The organism is Curtobacterium sp. MCBD17_030, from assembly GCF_003224255.1.
GTDB lineage: Bacteria > Actinomycetota > Actinomycetes > Actinomycetales > Microbacteriaceae > Curtobacterium.
Map to the genome: position 1 here is coordinate 218,079 of NZ_QKLI01000004.1, position 18,419 is coordinate 236,497.

Annotated in this window: 17 protein-coding genes; 10 read left to right on the forward strand and 7 right to left on the reverse strand. The window is 68.7% G+C overall.

Annotation, left to right across the window (positions count from 1 at the left end):
* Positions 1–13: 13 nt before the first annotated feature.
* The 4 genes from DEI89_RS06290 to aceE form a co-directional block, all read right to left on the reverse strand.
* A complete protein-coding gene (locus DEI89_RS06290; protein WP_110903173.1) occupies positions 14–1,078 on the reverse strand; it encodes a beta-ketoacyl-ACP synthase III in 1,065 nt (354 codons plus the stop codon).
* Positions 1,075–2,019 (reverse strand): ACP S-malonyltransferase, encoded by a 945-nt coding sequence (locus DEI89_RS06295; RefSeq protein WP_110903174.1) that lies wholly within the window; start codon positions 2,017–2,019, stop codon positions 1,075–1,077. The genes DEI89_RS06290 and DEI89_RS06295 overlap by 4 nt, the downstream gene beginning before the upstream one ends.
* Before the next feature lie 79 nt (positions 2,020–2,098).
* Positions 2,099–3,322 (reverse strand): CdaR family transcriptional regulator, encoded by a 1,224-nt coding sequence (locus tag DEI89_RS06300; protein ID WP_110903216.1) that lies wholly within the window; start codon positions 3,320–3,322, stop codon positions 2,099–2,101.
* 10 nt (positions 3,323–3,332) lie between these two features.
* The gene (gene aceE / locus DEI89_RS06305) at positions 3,333–6,077 is read right to left on the reverse strand and encodes a pyruvate dehydrogenase (acetyl-transferring), homodimeric type (protein WP_110903175.1); all 2,745 of its coding nucleotides are present in this window, start codon (positions 6,075–6,077) and stop codon (positions 3,333–3,335) included.
* Between the two features lie 242 nt (positions 6,078–6,319).
* Here aceE and DEI89_RS06310 point away from each other — a divergent pair, with 242 nt between their 5' ends.
* Positions 6,320–6,808: a peroxiredoxin gene (locus DEI89_RS06310; protein ID WP_110903176.1), complete on the forward strand. Its 489-nt coding sequence runs from the start codon at positions 6,320–6,322 to the stop codon at positions 6,806–6,808.
* 72 nt (positions 6,809–6,880) lie between these two features.
* On the forward strand, positions 6,881–7,810 hold the full coding sequence (locus DEI89_RS06315) for an alpha/beta fold hydrolase (RefSeq protein ID WP_110903177.1): 930 nt from the start codon (positions 6,881–6,883) through the stop codon (positions 7,808–7,810).
* On the opposite strand, the gene DEI89_RS06320 is transcribed toward DEI89_RS06315, so the two are convergent.
* Both DEI89_RS06320 and DEI89_RS17310 read right to left on the reverse strand, forming a co-directional pair.
* Positions 7,803–8,486, reverse strand: a complete 684-nt coding sequence (locus tag DEI89_RS06320; RefSeq protein ID WP_110903178.1) for a L,D-transpeptidase — start codon at positions 8,484–8,486, stop codon at positions 7,803–7,805. The two genes, DEI89_RS06315 and DEI89_RS06320, sit on opposite strands and share 8 nt — an antisense overlap.
* A 1,110-nt stretch (positions 8,487–9,596) precedes the next feature.
* On the reverse strand, positions 9,597–10,031 hold the full coding sequence (locus tag DEI89_RS17310; RefSeq protein ID WP_146236690.1) for a hypothetical protein: 435 nt from the start codon (positions 10,029–10,031) through the stop codon (positions 9,597–9,599).
* A 187-nt stretch (positions 10,032–10,218) separates the two neighbouring features.
* Here DEI89_RS17310 and DEI89_RS06325 point away from each other — a divergent pair, with 187 nt between their 5' ends.
* The 5 genes from DEI89_RS06325 (at position 10,219) to DEI89_RS06345 (ending at position 14,616) form a co-directional block, all read left to right on the forward strand.
* Complete coding sequence (locus tag DEI89_RS06325) at positions 10,219–10,557, forward strand: hypothetical protein (RefSeq protein ID WP_110903179.1); 339 nt, start codon at positions 10,219–10,221, stop codon at positions 10,555–10,557.
* Between the two features lie 326 nt (positions 10,558–10,883).
* Positions 10,884–11,576, forward strand: coding sequence for a hypothetical protein (locus tag DEI89_RS06330; protein ID WP_110903180.1), 693 nt, complete (start codon positions 10,884–10,886; stop codon positions 11,574–11,576).
* 651 nt (positions 11,577–12,227) lie between these two features.
* Positions 12,228–12,773 carry a hypothetical protein gene (locus tag DEI89_RS06340; protein WP_110903182.1) on the forward strand — a complete coding sequence of 182 codons (546 nt, stop codon included), beginning with the start codon at positions 12,228–12,230 and terminating at the stop codon, positions 12,771–12,773.
* A 486-nt stretch (positions 12,774–13,259) separates the two neighbouring features.
* Entirely contained in the window at positions 13,260–14,093 is an 834-nt protein-coding gene (locus DEI89_RS17315; RefSeq protein WP_146236691.1) for a helix-turn-helix domain-containing protein, read from the forward strand.
* Positions 14,094–14,295: 202 nt separating this feature from the next.
* Positions 14,296–14,616: a hypothetical protein gene (locus tag DEI89_RS06345; protein WP_146236692.1), complete on the forward strand. Its 321-nt coding sequence runs from the start codon at positions 14,296–14,298 to the stop codon at positions 14,614–14,616.
* Positions 14,617–14,632: 16 nt separating this feature from the next.
* On the opposite strand, the gene DEI89_RS06350 is transcribed toward DEI89_RS06345, so the two are convergent.
* Positions 14,633–15,358 (reverse strand): hypothetical protein, encoded by a 726-nt coding sequence (locus DEI89_RS06350; RefSeq protein ID WP_146236693.1) that lies wholly within the window; start codon positions 15,356–15,358, stop codon positions 14,633–14,635.
* Between the two features lie 226 nt (positions 15,359–15,584).
* On the opposite strand from DEI89_RS06350, the gene DEI89_RS06355 reads away from it, so the two are divergent.
* The 3 genes from DEI89_RS06355 to DEI89_RS06365 all read left to right on the forward strand — a co-directional run bounded on the left by DEI89_RS06355 (position 15,585) and on the right by DEI89_RS06365 (position 18,375).
* Positions 15,585–15,797: an AlpA family transcriptional regulator gene (locus tag DEI89_RS06355; protein WP_110903217.1), complete on the forward strand. Its 213-nt coding sequence runs from the start codon at positions 15,585–15,587 to the stop codon at positions 15,795–15,797.
* Positions 15,798–15,865: 68 nt separating this feature from the next.
* Positions 15,866–16,888 (forward strand): tyrosine-type recombinase/integrase, encoded by a 1,023-nt coding sequence (locus tag DEI89_RS06360; RefSeq protein WP_181421526.1) that lies wholly within the window; start codon positions 15,866–15,868, stop codon positions 16,886–16,888.
* A gap of 920 nt (positions 16,889–17,808) precedes the next feature.
* A complete protein-coding gene (locus DEI89_RS06365) occupies positions 17,809–18,375 on the forward strand; it encodes a hypothetical protein (RefSeq protein ID WP_110903186.1) in 567 nt (188 codons plus the stop codon).
* Positions 18,376–18,419: the final 44 nt, after the last annotated feature.

Here is an 18,419-nt window from a genome sequence, read left to right on the forward strand (position 1 = left end):
GAGGCGCGTGGGACTAGGGGAGGACGACCACCTGCGCGCCGAACACGAGTCCGGCGCCGAAGCCGATCTGCAGGGCGAGTCCGCCCGACAGTTCCGGGTGCTCGGAGAGCAGGCGGTGCGTGGCGAGCGGGATGCTCGCGGCGGAGGTGTTGCCGGTGGTGGTGATGTCGCGTGCGATGGCCACCGAGTCCGGGATGCCGAGCTGCTTCGCGAACTCGTCGATGATCCGGATGTTCGCCTGGTGCGGTACGAACGCCGAGAGCTGGTCGGCGCGGACGCCGGCAGCCTCGAGTGCCTGACGAGCGACCTTCACCATCTCCCAGACCGCCCAGCGGAACACCGTCTGACCGGCCTGACGCATGGTCGGCCGGGGTGCGCCGGCCGCCCATTCGTTGTAGGTCGCGGTCATGCCGATCGCGTCCCACTTCGAGCCGTCGGAACCCCAGATGCTCGGGCCGATGCCGGCGAACTCGCTCGGACCGACGACCGCCGCCCCCGCCCCGTCCCCGAGGAGGAACGAGATCGAGCGGTCGGTCGGGTCGACGACGTCGCTGAGCTTCTCGGCGCCGATGACGAGCACGTGGTCGGCGATGCCGGACTTGATGAACGAGTCGGCCTGGGCGATGCCGTACGCGTACCCGGCGCACGCGGCGCTGATGTCGTACGCGGCGGCCGGCGTGGCTCCGATCCGCTCGGCGAGGAGCGAGGCCAGCGACGGCGTGGCGACCGAGTGCGTCACGGTCGCGACGAGCACGACACCGATCTGGTCGGGCGTCAGGCCGGACTTCGCCATCGCCTCGCGCGCGGCCGTCTCGGCCAGGTCCACCGCTGCGACGTCGCGTCCGGCACGCATCCGGGTCACGATGCCGGTGCGCTGGCGGATCCACTCGTCCGAGGAGTCGATCGGGCCGACCAGGTCCTCGTTCGGGACCGCGTTCTCGCCGCGCGCGGCGCCGAAGGCGAGGATGCGGGTGAACTCGTGGCCGCGCCGCTGGGCGAGGACCGGGCGGGCACCGGACGGGAGGCCCGTGGCCGCGTCGCTGCTTCCGGCGTCGGTGGTGCTGCTCGTGTCGGTCATCGGGTGCCCTCGGTGGTGTCGGCGGCGGCGCTCTGGAGCAGCTCGACCGCGGCGGGCAGGTCGTCCGGCGTCTTGATCGCGACGGTCGGCGTGCCACGGAGTCCACGCTTCGCCAGACCGACGAGCGCGCCGGCCGGAGCGAGCTCGATGATGCCGGTGACGCCGGCCTGCTGGAACGAGGTCATCACGGCGTCCCAGTGCACGGGGCTGGCGATCTGGCGGACCATGAGGTCGACGAAGTGACGGCCGTCCTCGACCCGGGAGCCGTCGGCGTTGGTCCAGAGCGGCAGGGTCGGATCCTGCACGGCGGCGGCGGCGGCGACGGGGGCGACCCGGTCGACCGCGGGGGCCATGAAGCGGGTGTGGAACGCTCCCGCGACCGCGAGCGGGATGACCCGGGCCTTCGCGGGTGGCTGCTCGGCCAGACGGACGATGGCGTCCGCGGACCCGGCGACCACGGTCTGCCCACCGCCGTTGTGGTTCGCGGCGGTGAGCCCGAGGGACTCGAGTGCGGCGGTGAGCTCGTCGGCGTCGCCGCCGAGGACGGCGGCCATCGAGGTCGGCTCGAGTGCGGCGGCGGCCGCCATCGCCCGGCCACGCTCGGCGACCAGCGAGACGGCGTCGCTCGGCGTGAGCACCCCGGCGACGGCGGCGGCGGTGAACTCGCCCACCGAGTGGCCGGCGACCCCGCCGACCAGGTCACGACGGCCGTCGGCGAGGAGTGCGTCGGCGGCCACGAGCCCGGAGGCCACGATGAGCGGCTGCGCCAGCGCGGTGTCCTTGATCGTGTCGGCGTCGGAGTTCGTGCCGTGTTCGGCCAGGTCGACGCCGATCGCCTCGGACCACTGCCCGACTCGGTCACGGACGGCGGAGTCCTCGAGCCAGGGGGCGAGGAATCCGGGGGTCTGGGAGCCCTGTCCGGGCGCGACGACGACGATCACCGCACAATCCTCCCGGTCGGGGTTCCCGGAACCCGTGTGGACTCCCCACACGGATTCCGCGGATGCCTTGTAGGAACCCCTACCGGCGGGTCGGACGACGGCGAGTGGACGCCGACTCGGACATCGCGCCGAGGATGAGCGCCGACTGCACGATGAGGGCGTCGCGGGCGTGGGTGGCGTCCCATCCGATGACGTCGGCGACACGGCGCAGCCGGTAGCGCACGGTGTTCGGGTGCACGAAGAGCTCACGCGCGGTGGCTTCGAGCGAGCGCCCGGTGTCCAGGTAGCACCAGAGCGTCTGGAGGAGCTCGGTCGACTGGTCCTTCAGCGGGATGTAGATCCGTTGCACGAGCGCCGACCGGGCGAGCGGGTCGCCGGCCAGTGCGCGCTCCGGGAGCAGGTCGTCGGCCAGGGCCGGACGGGGTGCGCCACGCCACGCGCGTGCGACGGCGAAGCCCGCGAGTGCGGCCTTGGCGCTGGTCGAGGCGTCGACCACCCCGGGTACCTCGTTGCCGAGCACCAGGTGACCCTCGCCGAACAGCGGTTCCAGCTCTTGCGCGATCGACATGAACGAGACCGGCTCTTCGCCCTCGGGCACGTCGTCACGCGGCGTGGCCCGGCCGATGACCACGACGAGCCGGGAGCCCTGGACGCCGATCAGCACGTCCGCGTCCTGGTGTCGGGCCGTCCGGCGGACCTGGTCCACCTCGAGCTGCCGCGGTGCGGTGCCGACGAGCACCGCGACCTCACCATGGCCGTGCCAGCCGAGCGCGGCGATCCGCGAAGGCAGCTCGTCGTCGTACTCGCCCGACAGGATCGAGTCGACCACGAGGGCTTCGAGACGGGCGTCCCAGAGCCCACGGGCCTCGGCGGCACGGGCGTAGACGTCAGCGGCGGCGAAGGCGATGTCGCGCGAGTACTTGAGGATCGCCTCCTGGAGCATCTCGTCGTCGGCGGCGCGTTCCTCGACGACGGTCACGACGACGCGGATGAGCTGCAGGGTCTGCTGCAGGCTCACCGAGCGGAGGAGCTCCCGCGGTGCCGAACCGAACACGTCGGCTGCCGCGATCCACGGCGTCGACGCACTGCCCTCGAGCCACGAGATGAACGACGTGATGCCGGCCTGCGCCACCATGCCGACCGCCGAGCGGCGTCCCGGCGGCATCTCGCTGTACCAGGGGAGCGTGTCCTCCAGCCGCTTGATCGTGGCCGTCGAGAGCTCGCCCGACACCTGCCGGAGCCAGGAGAGCGCCCGTGCCCGGTCGTCCTCTCTGGCTCCGGCGGTGTCGGTGCGTGGTGCCATCACCAGCGGGTCAGCTCTCGCCGCCCGCGTTGCCCGTCGTCCCGGCGGTCACGTCGTGCAGACGGTACTTGTCGATCGCCTGCTGCACGACCGAGGCGTCGAGCTTGCCCTGACGGACCAGCTGCTGCAGCGTCCGAACGACGACCGACGGGCCGTCGATGTGGAAGAAGCGGCGGGCTGCCGCACGGGTGTCCGAGAAGCCGAAGCCGTCGGCGCCGAGCGTGGCGTAGTCGGTCGGGACGAACGGACGGATCTGCTCCTGCACGGCGTGCATGAAGTCGCTGACCGCGACGACCGGGCCCTCGGTGCCGAGCAGACGCTCGGTCACGTACGGGGTGCGCGCCTGCTCGTTCGGGTTGAGGAACGCGTGCTGCTCGGCGGCCACACCGTCGCGGTAGAGCTCGCCCCAGCTGGTGACGCTCCACACGTCGGCCGACACGCCCCAGTCCTCGGCGAGGAGCTGCTGCGCCTCGAGGATCCACGGCACCGCGACGCCGGACGCGAGCAGCTGCGCCTTCGGGCCGTCGTGCTCGCTCGACTTGAGCAGGTACATGCCCTTGACGATGCCGTCGACGTCGACGCCCTCCGGCTCGGCGGGCTGCACGAGCGGCTCGTTGTAGACCGTCAGGTAGTACATGACGTTGGGGTCGTCGTGCGAGGGGGTCCCGTCCTCGTTCGTGCCGTACATGCGCTCGAGGCCGGTCCGGACGATGTGCCCGATCTCGTACCCGTACGCGGGGTCGTACGACACGACCGCCGGGTTCGACGCGGCGAGGAGCGGCGAGTGGCCGTCCGCGTGCTGCAGGCCCTCTCCCGTCAGGGTGGTGCGACCGGCGGTGGCGCCGATCATGAACCCACGGGTCATCTGGTCGCCGGCGGCCCAGATGGCGTCGCCGGTGCGCTGGAAGCCGAACATCGAGTAGAAGACGTAGACCGGGATGAGCGGCTCGCCCTGCGTCGAGTACGACGTGCCGACGGCGGTGAAGGCTGCGAGGGCACCGGCCTCGTTGATGCCGACGTGGATGATCTGTCCCTGCGGGCTCTCCTTGTACGCCAGGAGGAGCTCTCGGTCGACCGACGTGTAGTGCTGGCCGTTCGGGTTGTAGATCTTCGCGGTCGGGAAGTACGCGTCCATGCCGAACGTGCGCGCTTCGTCCGGGATGATCGGGACGACCCGGTTGCCGAAGTCGGGCGAGCGGAGCAGGTCCTTCAGCAGACGGGCGAACGCCATCGTCGTGGCGACCTCCTGCTTGCCGGAGCCCTTCTTCACGACCTGGTACTTCGACTCGTCGGGCAGGTTGACCTGCGTGTACTTCGTGCGACGTTCCGGCACGTAGCCACCGAGTTCACGGCGACGCTCGTGCATGTACTGGATCGCCTCGTCGTCGTTGCCCGGGTGGTAGTACGGCGGCGTGTACGGGTTCTCCTCGAGCTGCGCGTCCGTGATCGGGATGCGCATCTCGTCGCGGAACTGCTTGAGGTTGTCGAGCGTGAGCTTCTTCATCTGGTGGGTCGCGTTGCGGCCCTCGAAGCTCGGGCCGAGGCCGTAGCCCTTGACCGTCTTCGCCAGGATGACGGTCGGCTGGCCCTTGTGCTCACTGGCGGCCTTGAACGCCGCGTAGACCTTGCGGTAGTCGTGGCCACCGCGCTTGAGGTTCCAGATCTGGTCGTCCGAGTAGTCCTTGACCAGCTCGAGCGCCTTCGGGTCGCGCCCGAAGAAGTTCTCGCGGACGTAGGCACCGTTCTCGGCCTTGTACGTCTGGTAGTCGCCGTCCGGCGTCGCGTTCATGAGGTTGAGCAGTGCACCGTCGGTGTCACGGGCGAGCAGGTCGTCCCACTCGCGGCCCCAGACGACCTTGATGACGTTCCAGCCCGCACCGCGGAAGAACGCCTCGAGTTCCTGGATGATCTTGCCGTTGCCGCGCACCGGGCCGTCGAGGCGCTGGAGGTTGCAGTTGATGACGAAGTTCAGGTTGTCGAGACCGTCGTTGGCCGCGACCTGGAGCTGGCCGCGGGACTCGACCTCGTCCATCTCGCCGTCGCCGAGGAACGCCCAGACCTGCTGGTCCATGGCGTCCTTGATGCCGCGGTTCGACAGGTACTTGGCCTGCTGTGCCTGGTAGATCGCGTTGATCGGGCCGATGCCCATCGACACGGTCGGGAACTGCCAGAAGTGCGGCATGAGGCGAGGGTGCGGGTAGGACGACAGCCCGCCGCCGGCGTGGGACTTCTCCTGACGGAAACCGTCGAGCTGGTCCTCGCTGAGGCGCCCTTCCATGTAGGCACGGGCGTACATGCCGGGGGAGGCGTGGCCCTGGAAGAAGACCTGGTCGCCGCCGGACGGGTGGTCCTGCGCACGGAAGAAGTGGTTGTAGCCGACCTCGTACATGGCGGCGCTCGACGCGTACGTCGAGATGTGGCCACCGACCGAGATGCCGGGGCGCTGCGCACGGTGCACCGTGATGGCCGCGTTCCAGCGGATCCAGCGGCGGTAGCGACGCTCGAGCTCTTCGTCGCCGGGGAACTCGGGCTCGTCCTCCGGCGCGATCGTGTTGACGTAGTCGGTCGTCGGGACCATGGGCACACCGAGGTGCAGCTCGTTCGAGCGCTTCAACAGGCTCTGCATGATCTCGCGAGCCCGCTGATGTCCGTGGGCCTGGACGAGGCCGTCGAGGGACTCACGCCATTCGGCGGTCTCCTCCGGGTCCTGGTCCGTTCCTGCGGTGCTGCGCGGGTCCTGGTCGTTCACCGTCACCGTTGACCTCGTTCGTTCTCGTGGTGGTGGAATGTCGAGCCGTCGGTGGTCGGGTCACGACCGGGGACGGGCCGCATCCACTCTAGGCCCCCGCACCGACGGTCCCGCTGACCGCGACGCAGGGCGGACGGCACTTGCGTTCGGAGGGCGTCGGCGTAGCATGGCCGACCGTGCGTCCGCGACCGGTGGACGTGTGGAACCGTAGGGCACACCCAACGCCCTGGGAGAGAAGCACCTCAACGATGGCTCTGGAGATCGGCTCACTCGCGCCGGACTTCGAGCTCCCGAACCAGTTCGGTGAGCACGTCCGACTCAGCGACCACCGTGGCCACCGCCCGGTCGCACTCGTCTTCTTCCCTCTGGCGTTCTCGTCCACCTGCACGGACGAGCTCTGCACCCTGCAGGACAACATCGCGATGTTCCAGGACCAGCGCATCGAGCTGATCGGCATCTCGGTCGACTCCAAGGCGACGCTGCGGTCGTTCGCGCAGGTCAACGGCTACGACTTCGAGCTGCTCGCGGACTTCTGGCCGCACGGTGCTGTCTCGAAGGAGTACGGCGTGTTCCTCGAGAAGAAGGGCTTCGCGACCCGCGCGACCTTCGTCATCGACGTGAACGGTCGCATCAAGGCATCGATCATCACCGAGCCCGGCGTCGCTCGCGACGTGACCGAGTACCGGGCAGCGCTCGATCGACTGGCCGCCTGCGCCGCGCCGGTCGCCGTCGGCTGAGCCTCGACCCCTCCTCGACGGCGTCGGTTCCGAACTCCGGGTGACGTCACCAGACGTCGGACTGGAGGCACGGTGCCCGTCATCGACACCGGCGCGGTCCCACAGGCGGGGACCGGGCACGCGGACGTCTACGCGCCGTACCCCGTCGTCGACGACCCCGCACGATGGGGCCTCATCACGACGACCGTGTCGACGATCGCCAGCCCGACGGTGGTCCACCACCGCCCCGGACCCCGCCCGCTGCTGTTCCTGCACGGCGTCGCCGGCTCGTGGACCACGTGGACCCCGCTCCTCACGGCCGCGGCGGGCATTGCCGGCCGCGGACTCGTCCTCGTCGACCTGCCCGGCTGGGGATCCTCACCCGCTCCGGCCGTGGCGCTCGACGTCGACGAATCGTCGCAGGTGCTCGTCGACGTGCTCGACGCCCTCGGCCTCGACCAGGTCGACGTCGTCGGCCACTCCATGGGGGCTTTCGTGGGCCTCCACCTCGCGGTGACCGGGCCGGAACGGGTGCGCTCTCTCGGCCTCGTCTCCGGCACGACCTTCGCCACCGCGGCCGCGGCGCGCCGTCCGGTCCGGGCACTGCGGACCCTGCCGGCCTTCACGCTGCTGCGTGCCGGGCTGGCGGTGACCCGGGGAGGCGCGCACGGCCTCCTGCGCGGACTCGCCCGGATCGGACTGCTCCCGCTGCTCGCGGGGCCGGTGTTCGCCGCCGTCCGTCGGCTGGACCCGAGCGTGCTGCAGGCGTTCGTCGAGGAGTTCCGGCCGGCCGGGTTCCTCGGCGCGGCCCGCGCGGCCGCCCGCTACGACACCCGACGGTGGTCGGAGGTCCGGTGCCCCGTCGTCGCGCTCGCGGGACGGCAGGACGTGTTCGCGCGGGTGGACGACCTCGCGCGTCTCCGTCGTGTCCTGCCGGACGTCCGCACGGTCCTCCTGGAGGACTGCGGGCATTTCGCGCACGTCGAACGTCCCGACGCGGTGGTCCGCGAACTGCTCAGCTGAACTCGATCGGCGTCCCGATCGGCAGCTCCGCGAGTGCGTCCGTCATCGCGGCGGTGATGCGGACGCAGCCGTGCGACGACCCGGTCGGGTCCGGGTAGAAGTGCAGCGCGGTGAGGGCCGCGTTGCCGCCGTACCCGGCGAGCTTCGACGAGTGCGCCCCGGTCAGCGCGATCGGGTGCCCCTGCGTGTACGGGACCTGCGGGTCGACGTAGTTCGCCTCCATGTAGGTCTTCGTGGCCGCCGGCGTCGGATCGTCCGGGGTGCCGAGGCGTGCGGTCTCGCTCGTCTCGACCGTGCCGTCGCGGTGCACGATCGCGATCGTGCCGGTCGCGTTGTCGACCCGGACCTCCCGGTCGGTGCCCGCGAGCGTGAAGTCGGCAGCGCGGGCCCAGGCGAACGTCGAACTCGGCGCCTCGGCGACCCCGCCGTCGCCCGGCGTCCGGTTCCGGGACGGCGTCGAGACGAGGACCATGCCGCCGTCCTCGCCGGCCGATCGACCCCAGACAGCGGTCGCGGTCGGTGTGTTGATCGTCGACACCGACGAGGACAGCGTCGCGACCGGAGCGGCGTCCGCGTCGGGCGCGGCGTAGAGCGGGACCAGCGGTGCCTTCGGGGTCGCGGTGGTCCACTGGTTCCGGGCGTCGACCTGCGAGCCGTCGAGGAGCTGACCGATCACGGCGTCGTGGAACGCCAGGGGGAGTGCGGCGAGGGCCTCGTCCGACGGGCGGTCGGGGACGGCGGCGTGTGGTCGGAGCGTCAGGGCGGCGTCACGTCGTCGGGACGGTGGCGGTGCGTGGCCGTAACGAGGAGCAGGGTCGGTGGGGTGCGGGTGGACGTGGGGCTGCCGGTCCCTGACCGGGGCTCTCGTTCCTCGTACCCCGGTGCTCGGTCGTTCCTCCCTCGCAGCGCTGCGCGCGCGTCGTCGTGACGTTCACGGTGTGGTGGCGGTGCGGTGTCGTTGCGTGGGCGGAGGGCGTGACGGTGTCGGAGTGGTGGCGGTGCGTCGTTGACGTGACCGGTGTCCGCGCGGAGCGCTGACCACACGCAGGGGGCGGGACGACGTCGGGACGGTGGCGGGACGACTCCGTAACGAAGACCCATGGGGCGTGCGTGACGGGGCGGAACCAGCCACGGGGCGTGACGGAGGCGGGACGCATCGCGGACCGTGGAGACGGAACGCAGACGGGACGGCTGCGGGACGACGACGGAGCGACCCCGAGGGAGCGACTCGGATGCGGACCGCCCGCGGGACGAAGCCGACGGGGACACTCCTGGGTGAGGGCGACAGCGCTCAAGGAGGGACCCGCCTCGGACGCGAGGAACGAGTGGACGAGGGCATCGCTTGGAGCGAAGCGACGCGATGCGCGAACGACGAGGAACGAGGACGTGAGCCCCCGAGACGAGGAACGAGACAAGGGGCGCCCACCGCACGGTGCGAACCCAGACGACCACCCTGAGGAACGAAAGGGATGCGGGAGACGGGTGAGGCGGCGGGCGATTTTCCCGCCGCGGCTTGGGCGTTATTGGTATGTCAGAGATTCTGTGGAGGGGTATCAGCTGTCGCCTTTTCGCCGCATCTGTGGTGCTCGAACGCATGAACGGGAGCACGCCATTTAGGGTGGCCGCGCGGAGAGCTCTTCCAGTAGCCATCACCGCAACCGCCCCGACCGCGGCTCGCGTCGTCCCGTTCAACCAGGTGCCCTCCGCGTGCCCAACTCCGGACGTCGCGACCGCGAACCGAGTGGACCCGTTCTACGCAGGCCTCTGGGCCACCGGCTCGCAAGCCTCATGGCTGTCCGTCGAACAGGCACACGCGCAGCAGCGTGAAGGCCTCGGCCGGCTTCCTGCACACCTCGACGTGGACCGGAAGACCGCGCTCGAACGTCTCACCGGACCGGCGCTGCCGAAGCGTCTGAACGCGATGGGCGCCCTCAACATGTGGCGCATCCTCACGGGCGAGCAGGCTGCTGCTCTCACCGGTGACGTCGAACTCGCGGGGAAGGCCCGCACCTGGACGGACCTGTTCGCAGCCGGAGTCGCAGACACCGGCATCTTCTCCAACGGCCTGTTCAACACCCAGGGCACCGCCCGCGGCACCTTGTACCGCCCGAGCCGGACGACTGTGTTCCAGCAGAAGGTCCGCCCGCATCTGACGTTCCCGGAGATGGTGTCCGTCACCGGCGGGTACCCGTGGGAGTCCGGTTCCCAGTTCGACCGGCACAACCTCCTCGCCGTCGAGCTCGGCCTCCGCACCGCCGAATGGTGCCCCGGTGTCGGGACGGTCCTCGGGGAGAAGCTCTCAGGCTTCGACCTGCTGTCCCACACCGGAGCGGCGGACCACTCCGTCGGGTGGGACACAGGCAGCAGCGGACGTCACCGTCGTCCGGGAGGACGGGCTCCGCATCGCCGTGGAGGTCACCGCAGCCACCGGTGCGTCGTTCGAAGCGAAGGTGGAACGGTGGGCGAAGCTTCTCGCGAAGCATCGCCTCGCCGACTCCGGCATCGTCGTCGTGTTCGTCGTCGCCCCACGACCGGACAAGCACGTCCAGGTGAAGGAAGTCGCCGTCGCCGTCCGCAAGGCCGTCGCAAAGGCGACCCGCGCCTACCCGGGTGTGAACTTCGACCGGACCGCGGACCGGATGTTCGTCGCCGAGCGGACGTCCTGGTTCCCGGAGCCCCGCCACGTTGACCGGTCATTCCTCGCCCTCGCGGCGTACAAGCCGTCCGGGCCCGCGGACCAGCTGTGAAAGCCGGCGCTGCTGCTCGAGCCACGGGTTGTCCCGTTCGCCCCGACCAGCCCGGACACCGCAACCGCCATCCTCCGCAACGCGTCCATGCTTCGCGGTGTCCCGCACTGGCTCCGCCGGAAGGACACTCCCCCACTGTGGCCGCAGAAGGTGTCCGAACTCGGCTACCCCGGCATCCCCGTCCCCACCGCGTCCCGCCGAGACGTACAAGGCCAAGCCCCTCGGGCAGGGACACGGAGTGTCCGGAGCCACCAAGCCACCGAAGCGGCTCCGGTCCACCGTCTGACAGGACCTGCGTCGACGGTGGCGTCTGCCACGATGACGACGTGGACCTGCAGCAGACCGACGTCATCTCCGGCCTTCCCGCACCTGTCGCGGTGAAGTTCCTCCGGTACTTCAGGGGGCCAGGCGCGATGGCCCCGTTGGGGACGCCGCTCCTGGACCCTGAGCACGGCACCGACCGAGACGCGCTCGTGCGACTCGAAGCCGACGGCTACGTCGAGCACATAGCCGACCACCAGTGGGGACCGTCGTACCGGACAACCACCTCCGGGAACGCAGTCGCGAACCACCGGTGGACGAAGCCAATCACGCGAAAGACCGCGGACCGGCTCCTTGACGAAGCAGTCACGCGCGCGAAGGCGTTCAACGCTGACGACACTCGCGCCACCATCATCGCCCGGATCCGCGTCTTCGGCAGCTACCTCAATCGGGAGAAGGACCGCCTCGGTGACCTCGACCTCGGCCTCGATGTTCGGCTCCGCCGCACCTACGACGGCGCTGAAGCGTTCTCCTATGCGCAGCGCGCCGGGGTTCTCTACGCCGACAGCCTCGTCGACCACGAGGCGTGGCTCCGCGCTGAAGCAGCAAAAGCCGTCCGCGGCCGCTCTCGCAGCATTAGCCCCACCACTGAGAACCCCGCCGACCTCGATGGGCCATGGCGGGACGAGTACGAGTTCGACGGGTTACACCTGCTGCCCGAGATAGCCCAGCAGGGCACGGCAGACCTCGGCTGGTAGCCGTCCCTTCAGCGCTCGCGCGTGATCGCCACCTCGTGCGGGCTCAAGCGGTGCCGTCGCCGCCCACATGGTGGGCATGACAGTCAGCCGCACTGCTTCCGCCGCCCGTGAGTCCGCCCGCCACCGTGACGGGAAGTTCGTCGGTGAAGTAGCCGTCGGTGTACATGGCGTCGATGGCGGACGCCTTGTCCGGGTCGTCGGTGACTGTGCCATCGTGGAGCAGGAGCCGACTCGTCGGGGTGCCGACTGACGCCGCAGCTTCTCCGCTCGGGCGTGTAGCCATGCCGAGTCGTCGATTGGGGTCCCGATGAACTCGGCCTCGACGCCCTCCGGTGGGGTGAGCACGACGCCTCGGCCCCCCGGATGAGCGGCGCGTGCGGCCGCGGTCGTATTAGCTCGACGCATCACGGAGATGTCGCGCTCGAGTTCGGTGATGCGTCGCACCAACTCGTCGAGCGTCTTCGGGTCATCGGGTCATCGGGTCATCGGGTCATCGGGTCATCGGGTCATCGGGTCATCGGGTCATCGGCCAGCGTCATCAGTTTCCCCGTGGTGGTGTTGGTCGGCTCGCCGATCCTATGGGCGGACGGTGACACGTTCTGGTGCCGTGGTACGGCGAACGCTCCGCCGGCGCGACGCTATGGTGCTGGGGTGAGTGACGCTCAGGCGACGTCGGCCGCCGAGGACGAGGAGTTTCGTCGTTTCGTGGAGCAGGTCCGCAACAGCGTGGTGCGGCGGCGCCTCAATCCACCGATCTCGGCTGAACGCGCCGAGGCTCTGCTTGCTGACGAGCGAGCCCTCCGTCAGGAGTTCGATGCACGCCGCATCGGACGATCGTCACCCCTCAGTTCCGTTGACGGTTCCGTCTCAATCCTGTCGACGCGCGAGACACTTACTACGATGCCTCTGACCTCGGCGCTCGGCGTCTTGTTCTTCTGGATGTCTTCGCTCGTCGTGCTCCTCAGTCTGGGCTACAGCGCGCTCCAGCAAGGGCTTCGAGAGGACTTGGTCTACGAAGGGGACTGCACGAGCACTTCTCTGGGATTCCGGTGCCACAGGCACGTGATGGCTTGGCAGCCCGATGCAGGTGACATCGTCTGTCTCGTGCTGGCGGGCTTGTGCTTCCTCGGCGCGGCCGTTCTCGTGATCGTCGCCCTGTACCAGGCGACGCGAAACGGGCACCGGTCGGTGAGCTAGCTCGCCGTCGCGAGAGCGTCCCGCGCGTCCCCCGGGTGGGAAGATTGACCGGACCGCAGACCGCATCCCCGCCGCGGGGAAGACGGACCATCCGCTCCCTGACTTCTGGCTCGGTGACGGCCTCACCGACTCGTTCGAAACCCTCGCGACACGCAGGCGACGAAAGCGCTCGGCTGCGTCCTCAACATCCTCGCCGGCCGTGACGACCTCGCTGCACGCCGCGTCCACCCGCTGCGCACCAGCGACACCGGCGGAGCACCCGCGTGGGTCCGCGACGACGGCGCCGTCTGCTTCCGCGCCAGCATTGATTCAGACGCCGCCTCCGCCCGCCGTCTCCACTACTGGAAGCTGCCCGACGGCACCGTCGAACTGATCCGCATCTTCATCCACGACACGTTCGAACCGTGATGGGCGTACGGCACCGCACATAGTATGAGAGCGCGCGCGGTAGACGCGCACTCTTATACCCCCGGGGTAGTTAGGGCGATGGAACAGCACGAAGCTCTCCGCGCACTGCTCGCCATTGGCATCCGCGCCACGCCCGCGGACGCCACCTCACCCACCACTTCCGACGGCGCAGTCATCCGTTGGGGGCGCACACGACAGCTGCCCGCCCCATCCGACGTGCAACGTGAACTGCGCCGACTCGGGCCGCGAGAGCGGCTGCTGTACGCAGTTGATCGCGTCACGCCGACGCTCGCTGCCGCGGCGCTTGCAGACGGCCGGCTCATCGTCGTATCCGACGGCACCGTTGTCGCAGACCAGGCCCGGCACGGGCTCGAGGATGCGCCAGCATCTGCCCCAGCCCCGACCAGGGGCCCCGCGCCGTACGGGCAGTACGCGGTGCTCCGCGCCCTCCTGGTCGCCCCCGAACCGATGACGCAGCAGCAGCTCGCAGCGGCAACCGGACTGACGCAGCCGGCGGTATCGAACGCGCTTCGAGCGCTTACTCCGCTCGCCCAGCGCGATGTCAAAGGCTGGTTTGCCGCAGATGCAGACGCTGCGTGGGAGCGAGCGATCGCCGTGCCAGTGAACGGGGTCACTACGTACTGGTGGTCCGACCGACCCCTCACTGAGCAAGCCGCGGCGCTGCCCGACGGAGCGCTGGTCAGCGGCGACCTCGCGGCCGACCGCATCGCCGCGTGGCAGATGCCCGAGCATGCCAATGCCTACGTGCGGTCGGGTGTCGACCTCAGTAGCCGCGGCTTCGCGCTCGGACCAGTGGCGACTACACGCTCTCCGTCACCGTTCCCGCCGACAAGACCATTTGGGCCACCGCCACGCACGCCGGCCGCCCCGGCACTGCCGATCCCGTCATGACGGCGCGGGACGTTCTCCACTCCGGCACCACCGGCGACCAGCACGAAGCCGCCGAACGGATCCGCGCGGCGGTCATCCGGCCGCGCGCACCAACAGCATGAGCATGCGAGACGACAAGGGCCGCCTCCGGAACGACGACGGCAGGTGCGCTCGAGACCCACGCCACTCATATGGCGGTGCGCCCCTCCAGCAGCGGCAAACAGTGCACCTCGTCGCAAAGATGAAGACCGGCGACGCCGCTTACATCGCCCTCGAGGACCTCAGCACCGTCCTCGCCGGTCACTCCGAAGCGCGCATCATCGGCGGGCACATGGTCTCCCTCACCACCACAGCGTTCCCCACGCCCAGGCTCACCCCACGACGCACCGGCGACGTCGACGCAGGCATCCCCGTCGAACTTGCCAGTAGCAACGCACTTCACGACGCGCTCCTCGGGCTCGGGTACGGCGCTCATTCGGACGTCGGTGTGCTCGCCCACGAGCTCATTCGACGCACCCTGATGGAGCTACCCGACGAGCCCTGACGCCGGGGTGGCGACATTACGCCTGCCCGAGGGTCCTCAGCGACATGTCGACCTCTCGGCGACCAGCGTTCACCACTTCCGCCAGCTTTTCGTTCGCAGATCTGACCGGAAGCCATTGGGCAATCCGACTCGCCGGAACACGGCCGAAGGGCACCGCGACCTTCACACGATCGAGAGCAGCAGCAAGCAATCTCCTCGCGTCCTCTACCCGTCCTCGAAGGTCCATGACGTCCAACCATTCTGTTGACGTGAGAGCTCCGTACTGTTGGGCGACGCGAACTCGCATCGCCAGGTCGAGAAGCTGCTCCGCCGTAGCCTGGAGCTGGTGCGCGGTGGCCGCGATGTCGTTGACAACGCTGAGCGCTCTAGCCTCGTCCAGCCGCGTTCCCGAGGCAGCCGAGATCTCCGCCACCACATTGTCGGCTGTGACACCACCGGTCGGCCCGATGCTGAATCGCTCGATGCCCACGGCGTCGAGGGCCGCAGTTGCATCCTCGTTCCAGCCATTCACCACGTATACCCGAACCGCTCGCATCTCAGCTCGCTCGATGACCGGCAGGACCTGGTCGGCGGTGGCGCCGCGCGGCCGAAGCAACGCTGCAGAAACAAGGAGGTCGTCTTCGAGGATGACGAGCTGAGCGGTGTTCGTGACCGTCTTGAGCTTCCTCACATCAACGCCGCTGTGGGCGAGATGGTCCCGAATGGTCGCGGCTGCCTTCGTCTTCGTCATGATCGTTGCCACGCTGAAAGGGTGCCAGATGTTCAAGGGAGGGGCGTTCCATCCCCCGGTCTCGCGTGCGATCGTGACCGACCGGGATGGCGAGGACCATCCCGGCTTCCGGCCTGACCAGGCAAAACCCGCGTTCCGAGTGCCGTTCGCGCGAGCAACGCATAGGCGTCACATGACCGAAACCCAGACCCGCTGCATGACGTGCGGCGTTCCGATTGTGTCCGCGCATACCGAATCCATGACCGTTGCCGGTGTGAACCACCACCTCGAGCCCATGCTCACGATGGACGAGCTCAGCCGCTACACGCAGATCTCGAAGAGCACGCTCTACTCGCTGCGGAGCCAGGGACGCGGACCCAAGGGAGTTCGCATCGGTCGGGCGCTCCGATTCCGGAAGCCCGACGTCGACGCATGGCTCCACATGCTGAGCGACGAGTCGCAGGCAGCCTGATGAGCGTCAAAAAAGCGGATAACGGACGTTGGCGGGCCCGTATTTATCACCGTGGCAAGCAGGTCTCTATGGCGACGTTCGACCGGAAGAAGGACGCCGACGCCTGGGAGCTCGGACAGAAGACGAGTCTCGCGTCCGGAACGTGGTCCGACCCTCGGAACGCCGAGATGACGCTCGCCGAGCTCATCAAGGAATTCCTGGTCGAGCGGCGCGGACTTGTGTCGCAGCAGACCTACGACACCGACGAGAGCAACCTCCGCCTCCATGTTGCAGACCAGATGAAGCGACTTCCCATCGGCTCCATTGATGGCCGCCAGCTGCGAAGGTACGTCGCCAATCTCGTGCGCACCAAGCGACACAGCACCGCGAAGCGGATTCGGGAGTCGCTCGGTGGGGTATTCGCATACGCCGTGAGGGAGGCGTACATCTCGCACAACCCAGTTCTCGATGCACCGCTCGGTCGTGGGGACGGAACGGAAGCAAACACGGTACGGCCCTTCACCGAGTCGGAGTTCAAGGCGATGCTCGTGGCTCAACGAGCCCTGAACCCGAACTACGCAGACATCGTCGAGTTTCTCCGAGAGACCGGCTTGCGCTGGGGAGAGATGAAGGCGCTCCGTGTCCGCAACCTCGTCACGAACCCCTTCCTCGCCATCATGGTCGAGCGTTCGAAGAGCGACGGATACCCCGAGAAGCAGACGAAGGGACGCCGCAGCCGCAAGGTCCCCCTCATGGGTAACGCAGGGAAAATCGCGATGCGCCATGCTGATGGCAAGTCGCCCGACGCGTTCCTGTTCCGGTCGACAGGCGGCTCCGAGCTGAGCGGACCGAACTTCACCCGCGACCTTCGCTGGAAGACGACGGCAGGAGAACATCGCGTCCACGACCTTCGTCACACCGCGGCAACGGCGTGGATGAGCGACGGAGTCAACGTCAAGACCATCTCGGTGTGGCTTGGTCACAGCACGACACAGCAGACCGTCAACCGCTACTCCCACTGGATGAACGACGACGGAGACATGGCCGCCATCGCGCGGATGATGCGAGCTCGACGCGAGCGAGCGGCTACACCGTCTCCGACGATGGGCTGACCGCGCCGTGGTCCGGGACCGTTTGGTACAACCCGCCATACGGAGGAGAGAGGCAGCACTGGCTCCGCAAACTCGCCGAACACGGCGACGGGGTCGCTCTCGCCTTCGCTCGACCCGACACCGCGTGATTCCAGGACTCTCCGGCAACTCATCCGACCTCGCAGCCGCCGGACCCAACCGCCTTCGTTGCATATCGGGTGGCCCGGTGGTTAGTCCGAGACGAAAGTCGCGCCGACGTTTCTTGGCGGTGTTTCTCGCAAACATGACGACCGGCATCCGGCAAGCGGAGGCGGCAGCGTAGTTTGCCTGGAACGCCACGCTGACCGTCGCCGCCTCTCCCGCAACCGGGGCAGCCGTCGCCCCGACCGTCTTCGCCGTCACACCGCTGAAAGTCGTGGTGCACGTCGCGACTGTGTTGCCGTTCCTCCACGTTCTCGCACGGGCTCCGTTCACACGAACGTTGCGAACCGCGCTTGTGACTGCGGAGCTCCGCCGCGATCGCCGTCGACGATGGCTGCTTGTCACCGGCTACGACGCAATCGAACTGCGACGGCTGCGGGTACTAGGACTCAAGCAGGCATGACGGATTCCATCTTCGCTCCCGGAGTCGCTCGCGTTGCATCGGAATGTCTCAGTGCGAGGATTGGTTCCAGCCAAGGTCGATCGGGACGACAATCCGGGCCGGCGTACCGCCGCACGTGTCAGCGACGGGTTCGGTGGTTGGGCTGAAACCGAGCTGACCGTGCCGCTCTGAACGCGACGCAGTTGCCCGCGTCACTGGGGGCGGCGGTCCTGGCGCTCCGGGAAGCTCACAAGTGCCTCCAATTCGGGGGCGACATGCCGATCCGGTTTGGTATCGGCCGCGTAGACCGAACACAATGGCTGAGCAGTTGTCACGAGGTGCTGGGGCGGGGGAATCGATGGCGAACTTCGATGCTTCCCCGTCCGTTCTCGGGTACCTGCATCAGATCCAGTGGGCGATGATCGAACTGCTCCGCGCCGCGCGACGCTCCCGCGACGAGAGTGTACGCATGACTGTGGAAGCGTACGACGACATCGCGCTCACAGACGAGGCCGGAACACCGTTGCATGCGGTGCAGCTGAAACAGCATGCCGGGCACGGCGCGCTCACCGACACTAGCGCCGACCTGTGGAAGACGATCCGGGTGTGGTTGGAAACGCCGGCACTGCGTGCAGCGGACGGTCCGATGCTCACCCTCGCCACCACCTCCGCAATCGCCGCCGGCACTGCCGCCGCGCTCCTCACAGCCGACCAGGCCACCCGCGACGTCGACATTGCGCTCGCGCAGTTGAACAACGCTGCCAACTCGGATGCGAAGACGACGAAGGCGGGCCGGGATGCGTGGACAGCCGCCCCGGAATCGGTGCGCGCCGCGTTGCTGCAACGCGTCACCGTTCTCGGTGAGCAGGCGAACATCAACGACGTAGACGACTGTTCCGCCCCGGGTTCAGTAGAGGCTCGGTAGTGCCGCTTCGACGGTAGTCGGAGCGGGGTTGTGACGGTAATGGC